The sequence below is a fragment of the Clostridium sp. AF35-15 genome (assembly GCF_003477745.1).
Lineage (GTDB): Bacteria > Bacillota > Clostridia > Lachnospirales > Lachnospiraceae > Otoolea > Otoolea fessa.
The window spans coordinates 147,682-163,262 of record NZ_QUDY01000001.1 but is presented as its reverse complement, the minus strand read 5'-3'; the positions used below and the strand labels follow the sequence as shown (position 1 = coordinate 163,262).

15 protein-coding genes are annotated in these 15,581 nt (G+C 50.1%); 14 read left to right on the top strand and 1 reads right to left on the bottom strand.

What is annotated here, in order from left to right; translation table 11 throughout:
* The first annotated feature begins 76 nt into the window (after positions 1–76).
* From DWZ76_RS00690 to DWZ76_RS00650, 10 genes are all read left to right on the top strand, one after another.
* Entirely contained in the window at positions 77–745 is a 669-nt protein-coding gene (locus DWZ76_RS00690; protein ID WP_117796841.1) for an aspartate/glutamate racemase family protein, read from the top strand.
* A gap of 240 nt (positions 746–985) precedes the next feature.
* On the top strand, positions 986–1,123 hold the full coding sequence (locus DWZ76_RS14970) for a hypothetical protein (RefSeq protein ID WP_182431245.1): 138 nt from the start codon (positions 986–988) through the stop codon (positions 1,121–1,123).
* 4 nt (positions 1,124–1,127) lie between these two features.
* A complete protein-coding gene (locus DWZ76_RS00685; protein WP_118471470.1) occupies positions 1,128–2,471 on the top strand; it encodes an MATE family efflux transporter in 1,344 nt (447 codons plus the stop codon).
* Between the two features lie 212 nt (positions 2,472–2,683).
* Positions 2,684–3,088, top strand: coding sequence for a prepilin-type N-terminal cleavage/methylation domain-containing protein (locus DWZ76_RS00680; protein ID WP_118471468.1), 405 nt, complete (start codon positions 2,684–2,686; stop codon positions 3,086–3,088).
* A 231-nt stretch (positions 3,089–3,319) separates the two neighbouring features.
* The gene (locus tag DWZ76_RS00675; protein WP_118471466.1) at positions 3,320–4,168 is read left to right on the top strand and encodes a DNA adenine methylase; all 849 of its coding nucleotides are present in this window, start codon (positions 3,320–3,322) and stop codon (positions 4,166–4,168) included.
* Positions 4,155–5,444 carry a hypothetical protein gene (locus tag DWZ76_RS00670; protein WP_118471464.1) on the top strand — a complete coding sequence of 430 codons (1,290 nt, stop codon included), beginning with the start codon at positions 4,155–4,157 and terminating at the stop codon, positions 5,442–5,444. Before DWZ76_RS00675 ends, DWZ76_RS00670 begins: the two co-directional genes overlap by 14 nt.
* A gap of 149 nt (positions 5,445–5,593) precedes the next feature.
* The gene (locus tag DWZ76_RS00665) at positions 5,594–6,946 is read left to right on the top strand and encodes an MATE family efflux transporter (protein ID WP_118471462.1); all 1,353 of its coding nucleotides are present in this window, start codon (positions 5,594–5,596) and stop codon (positions 6,944–6,946) included.
* 23 nt (positions 6,947–6,969) lie between these two features.
* On the top strand, positions 6,970–7,524 hold the full coding sequence (locus DWZ76_RS00660) for a phosphatase PAP2 family protein (RefSeq protein WP_182431244.1): 555 nt from the start codon (positions 6,970–6,972) through the stop codon (positions 7,522–7,524).
* A 309-nt stretch (positions 7,525–7,833) separates the two neighbouring features.
* Positions 7,834–9,501 (top strand): 2-isopropylmalate synthase, encoded by a 1,668-nt coding sequence (gene leuA, locus DWZ76_RS00655; protein WP_118471458.1) that lies wholly within the window; start codon positions 7,834–7,836, stop codon positions 9,499–9,501.
* 256 nt (positions 9,502–9,757) lie between these two features.
* Complete coding sequence (locus DWZ76_RS00650) at positions 9,758–10,957, top strand: amidohydrolase family protein (RefSeq protein WP_118471456.1); 1,200 nt, start codon at positions 9,758–9,760, stop codon at positions 10,955–10,957.
* Positions 10,958–11,096: 139 nt separating this feature from the next.
* On the opposite strand, the gene DWZ76_RS00645 is transcribed toward DWZ76_RS00650, so the two are convergent.
* On the bottom strand, positions 11,097–11,690 hold the full coding sequence (locus tag DWZ76_RS00645) for a cupin domain-containing protein (RefSeq protein WP_118471454.1): 594 nt from the start codon (positions 11,688–11,690) through the stop codon (positions 11,097–11,099).
* 244 nt (positions 11,691–11,934) lie between these two features.
* Between DWZ76_RS00645 and DWZ76_RS00640 the strand changes: the two genes are divergently transcribed.
* The 4 genes from DWZ76_RS00640 to DWZ76_RS00625 all read left to right on the top strand — a co-directional run bounded on the left by DWZ76_RS00640 (position 11,935) and on the right by DWZ76_RS00625 (position 15,486).
* Complete coding sequence (locus DWZ76_RS00640; protein WP_022360037.1) at positions 11,935–12,741, top strand: threonine/serine exporter family protein; 807 nt, start codon at positions 11,935–11,937, stop codon at positions 12,739–12,741.
* The gene (locus DWZ76_RS00635) at positions 12,741–13,223 is read left to right on the top strand and encodes a threonine/serine exporter family protein (protein WP_243017742.1); all 483 of its coding nucleotides are present in this window, start codon (positions 12,741–12,743) and stop codon (positions 13,221–13,223) included. Before DWZ76_RS00640 ends, DWZ76_RS00635 begins: the two co-directional genes overlap by 1 nt.
* A gap of 119 nt (positions 13,224–13,342) precedes the next feature.
* The gene (locus tag DWZ76_RS00630) at positions 13,343–14,203 is read left to right on the top strand and encodes a LicD family protein (RefSeq protein WP_243017741.1); all 861 of its coding nucleotides are present in this window, start codon (positions 13,343–13,345) and stop codon (positions 14,201–14,203) included.
* The gene (locus DWZ76_RS00625) at positions 14,203–15,486 is read left to right on the top strand and encodes a lipopolysaccharide biosynthesis protein (protein ID WP_333490965.1); all 1,284 of its coding nucleotides are present in this window, start codon (positions 14,203–14,205) and stop codon (positions 15,484–15,486) included. Before DWZ76_RS00630 ends, DWZ76_RS00625 begins: the two co-directional genes overlap by 1 nt.
* Positions 15,487–15,581 lie beyond the last annotated feature (95 nt).

The following is a 15,581-nucleotide window of genomic DNA, read 5'->3' as shown; positions in this document are numbered from 1 at the left end:
AGATATTTCAATTGCTGCCTGAGTATTTTGCTCATGAAATTATTTTTAGGGAACCAAGAGAGAAGGAACGTATAATATGAAAACTTATAAAGTTGGTCTGATTCGGGTGCTGACCACAGAGGACGAGGAATTGCTGCAGCTGCATGGAAAGCTGATAGAATCGTATTTCCCTATGTTCCAGGTAGTGTCACGATGTATTCCGGATCAACCGGAGGGAATTCATGACGATGAAACATTCGCTGTAGGTGTACCTAAGGTGGTGAATCTTGCAGTGGAACTGTGGAAGGAAGGCTGTCAGGCTATTATTATCAGCTGTGCCGGTGACCCGGGAGTTCCGGAGGCAAGACAGGCTGTACCGATTCCGGTTATAGGAGCGGGATCCAGTACTGCAGCGTTGAGTCTGTTTTTTGGCAGTCATCCGGCTGTGTTGGGGATTACCGAAGATGTACCGTCAGGATATCAGCGGATATTCGGTGATCGGATTGTAGACAATGCAAAGGGAGATGGGGTAGAAAATGTCCTGGATTTGATGACAGACAGAGGATATGAAGCCACCATGAAAGCAGCGGCTGCGCAGAAAGAGATGGGGGCCGATGTGATTGCCCTTAGCTGTACAGGAATGTCCAGTATCCGTATTGCTCCCTCCATCGAAAAGACAGTAGGAATTCCGGTTCTGGATCCTGTTTTGTGTGAGGGACTGCTGACATTGTTTGAGCTATTGAGAAGAGAAAATATGGAGGATTAGGAGTTAGAATTAGGAAGCTTCGTCTATACTAAAATATAGGCGGAGCTTTTTTGTGTATAATGATTGTATCTTAAATGGAAGATCGATTATAATATAAATAGACAGAAAAACTGGCGGTTTATATAAATATTATGCTGGGTACACATACATTCCCAGCAGCTGCTGAACACAGTAAAAGGCAATGGAGGCATCGGATAACCATAGCTGCAACTGTGGCGCAGAAAGTGAATGAGTGAAATTATGAAACGAATTAACAATGTTATGCCAATTATTTCTGGATCCTGTTTTGGTTTTGCCGGAATTTTTGTGCACGAATTACGGATCGTACTTGCTAAGCTTGTGCTTTCGGGTAAAAAGCAGGAAGTTGTGGAGGAATAGGATCATGTCAAAAGATGAGTATTTGATTACCGATGCGCCGCTGAAAGCGTTGACGGTTTTTGCAATGCCGATGATTCTCGGCAGTTTTTTTCAGCAGGTATACAATATGGCGGACTCCATTATCGTCGGCCAGTTTGTGGGTTCCTCCGCACTGGCGGCGGTTGGCGCCTGTGCAGCGCTGACGAATGTTTTCATTTGTGTGGCACTGGGGGCCGGTGCTGGTGCAGGTGTGCTTGTGAGCCGCTATTTCGGTGCCAAAGAGTATGGAAAAATGAAAACGATTGTGTCTACATCACTGATCAGCTTTTTGCTGCTGAGCATCATCCTTGGTGTCTTTGGCTTTTGTTTTTCCCATGCGATGATGAGCGGATTACAGACTCCTGCCGATATTCTGGAGGAAGCAGTGCTGTACCTGCGGGTCTATTTTGTGGGCTTTCCGTTTTTGTTCATGTACAATATTCTCTCTACCATGTTCACTTCCATCGGTGAATCAAAAATTCCGTTGGGACTGCTGATCTTTTCATCAATCCTGAATATTGTAATGGATCTTTGGATGGTAGCCGGTCTGGGACTTGGCGTGTTCGGTGCGGCGCTTGCAACTTTGATCGCACAGGGCATTTCGGCTGTGTTTTCACTTTTGATTTTCTTTTACCGGATGCGGCGGTATAAGAGTATCTTTGCCTGGTTTGAGGGACAGGAGCTGCGCTCGATGCTTCGGATTGCTGTTCCGTCGGTTCTTCAGCAGTCTACCGTATCCATCGGTATGATGATCGTACAGGCGGTGGTAAATCCTTTTGGCACACAGGCACTCGCCGGATACGCGGCAACGATGCGTGTAGAGAATGTTTTTTCCCTGATTTTTGTGTCCATCGGCAATGCGGTTTCCCCATTTGTTTCCCAGAATCTTGGCGCAAACAAAACCCAGCGCATCAAAAAAGGCTACCACGCAGCATTGGTGCTGGATGTGTGTTTTGCGGCGCTTGCTTTCCTTGTCATTGAAACGCTGCACACGCAGATTTCATCACTGTTCCTTGGAAAAGACGGAACCGCCCTGGCTTATCAGGTGTCGGGGGATTATATGAGATGGCTTGGTTACTTCTTTATTTTCATGGGAATTAAAATGGCGACCGATGGAGTCCTTCGCGGACTCGGAATCATGCGGCCATTCCTCGTTGCCAACATGGTAAATCTTGCGATCCGCCTGTCCGTGGCGTTGATCGGTGCACCGCGTTTTGGTATTAATTTTGTTTGGCTTGCCGTGCCGGCAGGATGGCTTGCCAACTTTCTGGTTTCCTATGCGGCACTGAGAAAATCCTGGCCGGCTGAGAAAGTGGAGCCGTCTCGATAAATTTGGATGTACTGAAATGAAATACATACGTTTGTCTTGTTTGATTTATGAATATCGATTTTGTTAAAAATATGTTATGATACCAGGGTCAAAAGGTCAGAAGTCCGACGCAAGCTTGCTTGCGGGAGAATTTTTGACCCCAACATCATGTAATTGCTTTAGGAGGAAAAAACGAATATAATAACATAAACTGACAGAAGGAGAAATTTGTGATGAAGAGACAGAAAGGTTTTACACTGGTTGAACTCTTGATAGTGGTTGTTATTATTGGAATACTGGTATCAATTTCAATCCCGATTTTTACGGCACAGATGCACAAGGCGAAGGTGGCGGCAGACTGGGCGAATCTCAGGGCATATTATGCGGAAATACAGGCAGATTATATGTCTACCCAGCAGAGAAATCCGAAGGTTAAACTTTATTGGGAGACAGATAACGCTGATGACTGGCACTCGGTGACTTTTTTAGATGGACATAAGGCTGAGATGAAGGCTGGAACCTGTCTAGTTAATTTTGAGGATACTGAGGATCATAAAGGATATTCAATTGTATATGAGTGTAATAAAGATCATGCAAAATGTTACTTAGGCTTAGGAGCGGAGCATACGAAACCGTAACAATGATATAGCTTGAGAATACATAAGGAATTTCCGGTTCTAATGCTGGACATCCACCCCAAAGTCAAGTATAATAAACTAGAACAGTTGTACGATTATAATAAACGGGTAATCAGAGCACAAGCGGACATCTGATTTCCCGTTTTTGTGTTGCAATGTATCCGGAAGAAGCTGCCGGCGGCAGGTTCTGTAGGTGAATAGAAAGACAAACAGAAGGAGGTACCCTATCCGATGTCAAGAAAAAATCCGTTCGTCATGCCCATCCTCAAATGGGTAGGCGGCAAACGGCAGCTGCTGGACAGCATCAATCCGCTGATCCCGGAATGTTCGACCTATTATGAGCCGTTTATCGGGGGCGGTGCGGTGCTCTTTGGGAGACAGCCGAACAAGGCGGTGATCAATGACTCCAACGAAGAGCTGATCAATGTATACCGTACGATCAAGGAAGATCCGGAAGAGCTGATTGCGGCGCTGAGCGCCCATAAGGAACAGAACTGCGAGGAGTATTATTATACGGTGAGGGCGTGGGATCGCGACAAGGAGACGTATCAGACGCGGACCAACGTCGAACGGGCAGCGCGGATCATTTACCTGAACAAGACCTGCTACAACGGCCTGTTCCGCGTCAACAGCTCCGGCGAGTTCAATTCTCCGTGGGGCAGATATAAGAACCCGAATATCACGAACGAGGCGACTATCCATGCGCTGAATACGTATTTAAATAAAGCAAACATCACGATCAAATGCGGCGATTACCGCGAGGCGTTAAAGGGCATCCGGAAGGGCGCGTTCGTCTATTTTGACCCGCCTTATATGCCGATCAGCTCGTCGGCGTCGTTCACGGGCTACACTGCGGGCGGCTTCGGGGAGGAAGAGCAGATCGCATTAAAAGAGCAGTGTGACATGTTGAATGCAAAGGGCATCAAGTTCCTGCTTTCCAATTCGTCCTGCGAATTTATCGAGGATTTATATAAAGATTACATCATCGACCACGTGGATGCCAAGCGCGCGATCAACGTGAAACCGGAGAAGCGCGGGGAGATTCAGGAAGTTCTGGTACACAATTATGAGCTTGATTGATGATAAATGGCGAATTTTATTTGATAAATACCGGATTGAGCGGGAAATTGAGAAACATGGGCGGTTTTACATCACCGCCGACCAGATCCGTGAAGTCAAGGAACCGCGTCTGATGACGAAATTTGATACGCGGGAATCCCTGCCGCGGGTGTTTGGAAAGAAGATTTCGATTCTTCCGGTGTCGCGCGGCGGCTATGTGCTGGGGGAGTTTGACTTATATCAGGATTTTCCGGAGATTCCGTCCGGTATCAAGCGGGTGACGAGCGCGAAGATACCCGATTACTTTGAGTCGATCGACCTTCATGACATCCGTTCGGAAGCTAGCGCGATCAACGTTATGAGCATCACGGGGATTCTGGATGATTTTCTGGGCGAAGATCGCATGGTGCAGACGGTTTCGGGGCGGATGGGGTCTGGAAATTTTGAGTTTTATGTCAGCGACTATCAAAAATCAGAGCTGATTGAGAAAAAGCCGCTTATCCAGGTACAGAATTCGCAGGTCGAGATCGACGGCGGATTTGAAAATGAGAATGTATTTACGCTGCTCGAGGGAAAAAACGTCGTCCACAGCAATTTTCTGATCCGGCAGCTCTATTATCCGATAAGACTCTGGGCGGGGAAGATACACAAGCCGATCCGTCCGGTGTTTATGGTGTATTCGAATAATATTTTCCGTCTGCTGGAATATGAATTTACGGATCTGCGCTATTACAATTCGCTGCGGCTGGTACAGGAGCGAAATTACAGCTTAGAGGAAATTGAGATCACGCTGGATGATTTATACGATGTCTGGGCACGGACAAAGGTCAAACCGGAACCGCCGGTTACCTTTATCCAGGCGGACAGTTTTTACAAGGTTATTTCACTGGTGGAACGGCTGAACGAGAATCCAATGACGAGTGGGGAGATCGCGCAGCTTTTTGGATTTAAGGAGCGACAGTCGGACTATTATTTCAACGCGTGCCGCTATCTGGGGCTGGCGGAGAAGCAGACGGATGAGGACGGCGTGAAAGTGCATATCACGGCGAGCGGAAGACGGCTTTTGAAACTGCCGTATAGGGCGCGCCAGCTCGAATACGTCCGCCTGATTCTGGAACACCCGATTTTCCACGATTTATTTGAAGCTGCCCTTCAGATCGGAGATGTTCCGGACAAGGAGTATGTCGCAAAGAAAATGCGGGAATACCAGGTCTGCGGGGAGAATCTGATCGTGCGAAGGTCAAGTTCAGTGCGAGCATGGCTGTACTGGATTCTGACGCTGGTGAACGAAGGATAGGGAAATGGGAATTATTATATTTATCCGTTATCATGCTAAGGGGGTAATTTCGTCTCAGATGCGGCGGCGTCCGTGCATGTGATGCCTGACCGTTAGAAAAACAGACCATTTGGACAGAGAATAAAATATAGAAAGTTACAGGACAGCATATGGGCAGACAAGAGCAGACAAATCATCTTTTCAGCAACCGCGATCTGCGGATTCTTCTGGTTCCGCTGATCGTAGAGCAGATTTTAAACTCCCTGATGGGTACAGCGGACAGCATTATGGTCAGCAACGTGGGAGCGGCGGCGATCTCGGCGGTTTCGTTGGTTGACTCCATCAATATTTTAGTGATACAGGCATTCTATGCGCTGGCAGCAGGCGGCACGATCGTCTGCTCCCAGTACATCGGACAGAAAGATAAGAAAAATGCGGAGGAATCCGCGAGACAGTTATCTTTTGTGGTGGCGTGCATCTCGTCGGCGGTCATGGCAGTCTGCCTTCTGACACGCGGACCGCTGCTGCGGCTGATTTTCGGCAGCGTCGAGGCGGATGTCATGGAGGCAGCGCAGATCTATTTTTTCTACACGGCGCTTTCGTTCCCATTTATCGCCCTCTATGATGCCGGTTCCTCGATCTACCGGGCGCAGGGAAATACAAGGCTTCCGATGACGATCGCGGTCGTCTCTAACGGGTTAAATATCGCCGGAAATGCGGTGCTTATCTGGGGCTTCCATCTTGGAGTTGCCGGTGCGGCGATTGCCACGCTCGGTTCCCGCGTTATCTCGGCAGTGGTGGTGTTTGCCTTTTTGCACAATCCCAGCCAGGAAATTGCGGTGCGTGACTATCTGCATATCCGTCCGGACGGACGCCGGATTATGCGGATTCTCTCATTGGGAATCCCAAACGGTATCGAAAATGCGATGTTCCAGTTTGGAAAGCTTGCGATTCAGTCAACCGTCTCGACCCTCGGGACGATCGCGATCGCAGCCCAGGCGATGACGAATATTCTGGAAAACTTAAACGGCATCGCGGCGATCGGTATCGGAATCGGCATGATGACGGTGGTCGGACAGTGTCTCGGCGCGGGGCGCAAGGATGAGGCGATCTATTATATCAAAAAATTGACGGCAGTGGCGGAGATCGTCATCATCGCAAGCTGTGCGCTCGTATTTCTGGCGACGAAACCGGTCACGATTCTGGGCGGCATGGAGCCGGAGAGTGCGAAGATGTGTCTCTACATGGTCGGATGGATCACGGTGGTAAAGCCGATCGTCTGGACGCTCGCATTTATTCCGGCATATGGAATGCGGGCTGCCGGGGATGTGAAGTTTTCGATGATTCTCTCCTGCATCAGTATGTGGGCGTTCCGGGTGACGCTGTGCATTTATCTCTGCCGCGTCCATGGCTTCGGACCGATCGCGGTGTGGATCGGCATGTTTACAGACTGGACGATCCGGGGCATCGTATTCACATTCCGCTTTATGGGCCGGAGATGGCTCGCACATAAAGTTGTGTAAAAAACAGAGGGAGCAAAATAAAAATGGAGTTACAAATACTGGATTGGATTCAGCAGATGCGGACGCCGGTGGGCGATGTCTGGATGGTGTTTATTTCGCGGCTTGGAAATGCAGGAATGATTTGGATTCTGTTTACATGCCTGCTGCTTATGATTCCGCGGACGAGAAGATGGGGAGCTGCGCTGGCGGCAGCGCTCTGTCTGGATGCGATCATCTGTAATATCTTACTAAAGCCTATGGTTTGCCGGATCCGTCCGTGCGATGTGAATCAGACAATTCAGCTGCTCATTGCCCGCCCGGCGGACTATTCCTTCCCGTCGGGACATACGGCGGCTTCGTTTGCTGCGGTCGCGGCTCTGTACTTTGCCGGGGCGAAAAAATGGTGGAAAATCACGCTGCCTCTGGCGATCCTGATGGCGTTTTCAAGAATGTATTTATATGTGCATTACCCGACCGATGTTTTGGGCGGCATGATTGTGGGATGCGCGGCTGGGTATTTTGGAAACCGGCTGGCAGCGCATCTGATACGGTCCTGGAGACAGAAGATGAAAAAACCAGAGGACAGAAAAAATAGATAATTTTATGTAAGAGATGCCAGAAGTTACTGGGCACGTATGCGTGTACAGTAATGCCAGAACACCTGTAATTGTCCCGTTTTTCTCTTGATATCCTTTATTTCCGATGGTATAATCTATAATCGAAATAATTTCTTTTATGATAGAAAAGGGATGATTATGATGGGGTTAGACCAGAATCAGTAATTTTATTCATTGTTAAAAGGTACGGCGTGATCTATCGACTCCAAAGCTTAGGATGATAGGAAATGCGTTTTTTGATGATGAGGTACTTGGAACGAGACCAGGGATAGAGTGATGGAGGAGAAAGACATGTTAAATTACAAGAAATATAAGAGAGTTCCGGTGGTAGATTACCCGGAGCGTGAGTGGCCGAATAAAGAGATTGAGAAAGCGCCGATCTGGTGCAGCGTTGACCTGCGCGACGGCAACCAGGCACTGGTTGAGCCGATGGTCGTAGAGGAGAAGATTGAGATGTTCAATCTCCTGGTAAAACTTGGATTTAAAGAGATCGAGATTGGCTTCCCGGCAGCTTCCCAGATCGAGTACGATTTCCTGCGCCAGTTAGTAGAACGCAAGCTTATCCCGGACGACGTAGTTGTACAGGTTCTGACCCAGTGCCGCGAGCACCTGATCAAGAGAACCTTTGATGCCATCCAGGGTATTCCGAAGGCGATCGTACATATTTACAATTCAACTTCTACCTTACAGCGTGAGGTTGTATTCCATGCAGACCGCGAGGAAGTAAAGCAGATCGCGATCGATGGTACCCGCATGGTAAAGAAATATATGAAAGATTACGACGGAAAAGTAATCCTTGAGTACTCTCCGGAGAGCTTTACCGGAACCGAGCTTGATTTCGCATTGGATATCTGCACCGCTGTACAGGAAGAGTGGGGCGCAACCCCGGACAATAAGATCATCATCAACCTTCCGGCAACGGTTGAGATGACGACTCCGAACGTATATGCAGACCAGATCGAGTGGATGAACAGGCATTTTAAGAACCGTGACAGCATTATTTTAAGTATCCATCCGCACAATGACCGTGGTACCGGCATTGCAGCGACCGAACTGGCGCTCTTAGCAGGTGCAGACCGTGTCGAGGGTACACTGCTTGGAAACGGCGAGCGTACTGGTAATATTGACATATTAAATATCGCTTACAATATGTTCTCCCAGGGTATCAACCCGGAGTTAAATCTGGAAAATGTAAAGGAGATCACCGAGGTTTGTGAGCGCTGCACAAAGATGACCGTTGACCCGAGACATCCGTATGCAGGCAAGCTGGTATTTACCGCATTTTCCGGTTCCCATCAGGATGCAATCAGCAAGGGTATGCAGGCGCTGCAGAAGAGAACCGACGGCATCTGGGAGGTTCCGTACCTGCCGATCGATCCGAGTGATATCGGACGCGAGTACGAGCCGGTTGTCCGCATCAACAGCCAGTCCGGCAAGGGCGGCGTAGCCTTCGTCATGGATTCCTTCTACGGATTCCGTCTTCCGAAGGGAATGCACAAAGAGTTTGCTGACATTATCCAGAAGATTGCAGAGAAGCAGGGCGAGGTAGCTCCGGAGCAGATCATGGACGAGTTCCGTGCAAACTACCTGGACAGAAAAGAGCCGATGCACTTCAAAAAATGCCAGATCACAGACAAGGAGTACGAGGGCGGCGCATTCGCAACCGTTGCAACTCTTACCTTTACCGCTCATGACACCGAGCGCACCGTTGAGGGCGTAGGTAACGGACCGATCGATGCGGTACAGAGAGCGATCGAGGAGGCACTTGGCATCGAGATCCGTGTTCTGGACTACAACGAGCATGCACTTCGTTCCGGTTCCGGCGCACAGGCAGCGTCCTACATCCATCTGATGGATGTAAAGAGCGGCCGGGCAACCTACGGTGTCGGCATCAGCTCTAACATTACGAGAGCATCTATCCGCGGTATCTTCAGTGCGGTAAACAGATTGTTCTACTAAAAAATAAAATGAATCAATTCAGAGTGACTGCTTGTGTGTGGACAGTCGCTGGTTTGGGCGGTATGCAGAAATGTGTGCCGCTCTTTTTCTGCCTGCCCATCTTTTTTAAAACAGGTTTCACCGGATACTCCGCATTCCAATATTGACAAGAACAAAATCCCGGTGTTACGATATAGAAAACTGAAAAACTGCGTGAAATGACGATATTCGACTGAAAATTTCATGCTTATGAAAAAGAGAAAGGAAGTCCGTGAAAATGATTCTAAGGGCGAAGTATTTAATTACCGGAGATGGCAGAACCTGTTTGCAGGATCAGGCGGTGTATCTGGATAAAGAGGAAAAAATCGGCTGGATAGGAGACGCTGCGGAAGCGGCGGGGCGCTACCCGGAAGAGATGGTAAAGGATTACGGCGAGGCGACGATCCTGCCGGGACTGTTTGATATGCATGTGCATTTCGGCTACTACTACAGCCAGCCGGATCTGGATAATTATGACGATTATATGGTGGCATACTATGCGCTGGAGCAGGCGAAACAGTCGCTGCGGCTCGGTATCACGACGGTGCGCGATCTGTCCTGCCCGCCCAATCTGATGAAGCAGCTGCGTCTGGCAGGGCAGAAAGGGTATGTGGCGGTTCCGCGGATCATCCATGCGGACGCAGGTATCTGCATGACCGGAGGACACGGACATCAGGATGGGGTCGAGGAGGCGGACAGCCCGTGGGGCGTGCGCGCCGCTATCCGAAGACAGCTGCGTGCGGGAGCTGACTGGGTCAAGATCCTGACGAGCAACCGCGGCGATATTCCGGAATTTACGCAGGAAGAGCTGGATGCAGCGGTGGATGAGGCGCACCGCCAGGGGGTGAAGATCGCGGTTCATTCGGGTACGCAGCCGTCGATTCAGATGTGTATTGACGCGGGATTTGACACGATCGAGCACGGAACCTTTTTAACAGAGGCGCAGGCGCGCCAGATGGCGGAAAAGGGAATCGCCTGGACGCCGACGATCACGGCGTACACGTATTTGTATGAGCAGACGAAGCAGATGATCGAGGCGGGTGTGGACATGGACAACCCGATCGCCGCCAGAGCCGTTCACGATCAGGCATTTTTCCAACCGGCGTTTGAGGCGTACCGGGACAATTTCAAAAAGCTCTATGACACGGGAGTTACGGTGCTGGCAGGCAGCGACATGGTACTCTACAAAGCACCGCCGCTTCCGATTCATCAGGAACTCGGCTATATGGTAGACTATGGAATCACGCCGGTGGAGGCAGTGAGAACCGCAACCTACAATGCGGCGAGCGTGCTTGGAATCGAGAAGGAGACGGGTAGCCTGAAAGAGGGCCTGGCGGGGGATCTGCTGGTTGTAAAGGGAGATGTCTCAAAGAATATTCGTGCGCTGGATGATGTGCTGGAAGTGTATCTGGCAGGAAAAACGGTGTATACGGTGTAAAAGATATGAAAAAGCTGTCTTTTTCAGAAGTGCAGGAGTTTTTGTTTCCTGAGATGGGAAAACCAAAAAGAAAATAAAAACATCTTGAAATTCTAAAAGAGACAGCTTTTATTATGTTTCTATACCGCGCAGACTGTAATTAAAATACGACTTCATTCCCATGAACAAACGGATTCGGCGTGTGTACGGTCAGAATCTTAACGACACGGTTTGTGTTGTTGACCCAGTCATGCGGGGTCTGGGAGTGGATCTGGATACTGTCGCCCGGATTCAGGCAGTATTCGTTGCCGTCCAGATATACGGTCAGGATACCCTCCAGAACGTAGATAAATTCTTCACCGTCGTGCTGATTCATCTCAAGCTGGTTTTCAGAGCTTGTGGTGGCAGACGGCATCAGGTGGAAGATACGCGGAAGACAGGCGAATCCCTGTGCATTTCCATTGACCAGGTACTGTACGATCTGGGGGTTGATCTGGGAACAGTGCATGGCAAAACTCCGGCTGACCGGGGATTTCTCCTGATCGGCGGAGGAGTCAAAGAACGAAGACAGACTGACTCCGAGAATCGTGGCAAGTTTTGCCAGAGAGTCGATTGCGATCGAAGAGAGACCGCGCTCCAACTGGGAAAGAAAGCCGATGGACAGACCGGACTCTTCGCTGAGCTGTTTCAGTGTGTATTTTTTTGCGGTACGGAAGGCTTTCACCTTGGCACCGATGGTAACATTATGATCCATAGATATATCCCCCTTGCGGCATCATTCTTTAATATAACATATCCACTATACAGGATTTTTGTTGGAACGTCAACTAAAGGGGTAGTTTTGACGGGTAAATTTAATTCGAAATGGAACGATTTTTTGGGAAAAGACCAAAATGGGCGGCGGATTTGGAGAAGTGAACCAGTGAGCGGATAGAAGGGGGAGAAAATGGGATAGAGAAAACAGGTGGACAGAAAATAAAAACAGGGGGAGAAACAGAATGAAGGAAATAGTACGTGCTTCGATCGAGGATTGTTCCCAGATCGAGCGCTTCCGTTTGGTGACTCGTCTGGGGAATGCGATTCTTTCCAATGGCGGGGAGGTATTCCGGGCGGAGCAGGCGATGGAGTATGCGGCGCGGGCGCTGCGTCTTGAAGCATTTAATGCGTATGTGATTGCGAATGGGATTTTTTCAAATGTGGTGATTGACGGGCGGTTTTATTCCAGCCGTATCTGTTATGTGCCGCTGGCACCTACGATTCTATGCCGGGTGGATGCCTTAAATGATCTGTCGAGAAAGATTGCGGCGGGTAAATGCGGTCCTTATGAGATGCGGATGCGCCTTGAGCAGATTGAACACATGAAAGTGCTCGAAAATCGGGGAAAGGTTCTGGCGGCAGGAATTGGAAGCGCTGGATTTTGTTACCTGTTCCAGGGCAGCCTGCGCGATACGGCGGCGGCATTTGTGGCGGGAGTGCTGCTGTATTTGTTCCTTTTATACGCAGCTCCGCGCTTTTCTTCGTCCCGGATGATGCAGACGATCATGACGAGCAGCGTGCTTGCATTGTGCTGTTGTTTGCTGTGCTGGATCGGGCTGGGAGAAAGCCTGGATCATGTCATGATCGGAGCTGTGTTCACGCTGGCGCCGGGTGTGCCTCTGACCAATTCGATTCGGAATTTTTTGGAAAATGATTATTTATCCGGTCTGATCCGTTTTGTAGACGCCTTTTTGACGGCGGGCTGTATTGCGATCGGAGTTGGTGTGGCACTGCGGTTCTGGATGTTTGCGATGGGAGGTATGCTCTGATGGAAATGGCAGGGGAAATTCTGGGGCAGCTTCTGGCGGCCTGTGTCGGAACTGCCGCCTTTTCGGCACTGTTTGGAGTCCCGAAGAAGTATTGGCTGGACTGTGGTATCTGCGGGGCAGTCGGCTGGGGCGTGTATCTGGCGGTCATGGCAGCTTATCAGACGCCGATCATCGGGACCTTCGCGGCGAGCGCGGTCTTGACGATGCTGTCGCGCTGTCTGGCGATACAGCGGAAAGCGCCGACGATCCTCTTTCTGGTATGCGGCATCTTCCCGCTTGTGCCTGGAGCGGCGATCTACTATACCGCCTACAACTTCTTCATGGGGCAGGAAGCGCTGGCGCTCCAGTATGGCATGGATACAATCAAGATGGCGGTCGCAATCGGGCTGGGGATCGGAGCGGCATATTCGCTTCCGGGACACCTGTTTGGATGGAAGCGGGAGATAGAGGTGTGGGAACCTGAGAAAGAGGGTAAAAAGTAGCCGCGGTTTACTTTTCTTTTAAAATATAGTAGAATACCCTCATACTATTAAGGAAAATATGATCAGCTGCGGCAGGCGTGGGGTGTTCTGCGGGCTTGATGGAGGGGACAGACATCGATATGGACAGTAAATTTTATGAGCCAGAAGTTCTGAAACAGCTGCAGGGAGAGATTCTGTCGATTCTGGATGATTTTATCCGGATCTGTGAAGACTATCATCTGGAATATTTCGGGATAGCCGGAACGGGAATCGGCGCGCTGCGGCACAAGGGATTTATTCCCTGGGACGACGATATCGATATTGCGATGCCGCGGCGGGATTTTGAGCGCCTGCTCCGGATCGTGGAAAAGAAGATGAGCGACCGGTATCTGGTTCTCAATGCAGAGCGATATCCCAATTATCCGCTGATGACAACCCGTCTGGTGAAGAAGGGGACGGTGTTTGTTGAGGAGGTTATGAAGGATGTGGACTGTCCGTTCGGCATCTTTCTGGATCTTTATGTGCTTGACAATGTGGCGGACAACCCGGTTCTATACCAGATTCAGTCGTGGACGGCCTGGTTCTGGAGTAAGCTGATGATTCTGCGGGCGATTCCGCGTCCGACGCTGCAGCAGCGGGGCATCAAGGCGAAGCTTATCTGGGCGGTCTGCGGGATGGTCTACAAGGCGATAAAGCTGCTCCATATCTCGCCTCAGTGGCTGCGGATGCGCTGTGAGCGGGTCTGCCGTAAATACAATAAATACCGGACACGCCGGATGGCATTTCTGCCGGACACAAGCCCATACTGGAATGTCGTGGATCGGGCGCGCTGTTATCCGCTCCGGAAGCTGGAATTTGAGGGCAGACGCATGAATTTCCCAGGAAATATCGAGGAAATGCTGACAAAAATGTATGGCGATTTCATGCAGCTTCCGCCGGTTGAAAAACGCAAAACACACACGCCGAGCCGGCTGGAATTTTCAAAGGAAGAGATACTGTAGTGGTAAAATATTTAGCGAACGCCCTGATCGGTGGAGACGGGCAGATTGAAAAACGAAATATGAGCTGGAATATGATAGGGAGCTTTCTCTATGCACTGGCGTCCATGGTGCTGACGATCGCGGTCATCCAGATTGTCGGCGAGGATGAGGGCGGTATCTTCTCCTTTGCGTATTCTACATTTGGTCAGCATATGTTTATGGTGGCCTATTTTGGCATCCGCCCGTTCCAGATCACGGATACGAGGCGGCGGTTTACGTTTGGCGAATATCTGCGGCTGCGCCTGATGACCTGCGGCGCGGCGCTGGTAGCCGGGCTTTTTTATGTGACGGTGATCAACCGGGACTATGCCTTTGTCAAGGCGGCGACGGTGTTTTTAATGGTCGCGTACAAGGTGATCGACGGTTTCGCGGACGCTTACGAGGCAGAATTTCAGCGTGATGGACGCCTGTATCTGACGGGCAAATCAAACGCATTCAGGACGGTTTTATCGGTCGGTGTCTTTTTAGGCAGTTTGAATGCGACCCACAACCTGGTTGGCTCCTGCCTGGCGGCGGTACTGGCGCAGCTGGCGGGCGTGTGCCTGTTTGATTTTTCGGTAATCGGTCATCTGCCGCAGGTGGACTGGGAGGTCCGCTCCGGGCGTGTCGGGCTGTTGTTTAAAGAAAATGTAGTCCTGTTTTTATCGGTTATTCTGGATTTTTATATTTTTTCTGCCGCGAAATATGCGATCGAGGGCAATATGGCGGACAAGTATCAGGCGGTATTCGGTGCGATCTTTATGCCGACCAGCGTCATCAATCTGGTGGCAGGCTTCGTCATCCGCCCGTATATCACGAAACTCTCGGATCAGTGGGAGCGGAATGCGCTCCCGGAATTTGCCGGGACGGTAGGCCGGCTGGCGGCAATCATCGCGGCGCTTACGGCGCTGGCAGTCGGGGGTGCCTGGATTCTCGGAATCCCGGTTCTCTCAATGTTATATCCGAAGATTGCGTATATGCTGCGGGAATGCCGCCTGGCGCTGGCGTTTATCATTCTGGGCGGCGCGTTCAATGCGTATGTGAATCTGTTTTATTATGCACTCATCATTATGCAGGAGCAGAAACGAATTTTTCTGGGTTATGTCGGTGTGACGGCAGCGGCGCTCCTTATTTCTTCGCCCTGTGTACGGGCGGCGGGACTGCTGGGAGGATCGCTTTCGTATCTGCTTTTGATGGCGGCACTGACTGCCTGCTTTGGACTGACGTCGCTTGTGATGTACCGGAGACGGGTACGCGGGATATAGAACTTGTTTAGAATGTACTCTCGGAGTCTTTCTGCACTTGCTTTTGTGGCTGATTTTCCGCCAGCCGCACCCGACTTTCATCAACGTACGCACCG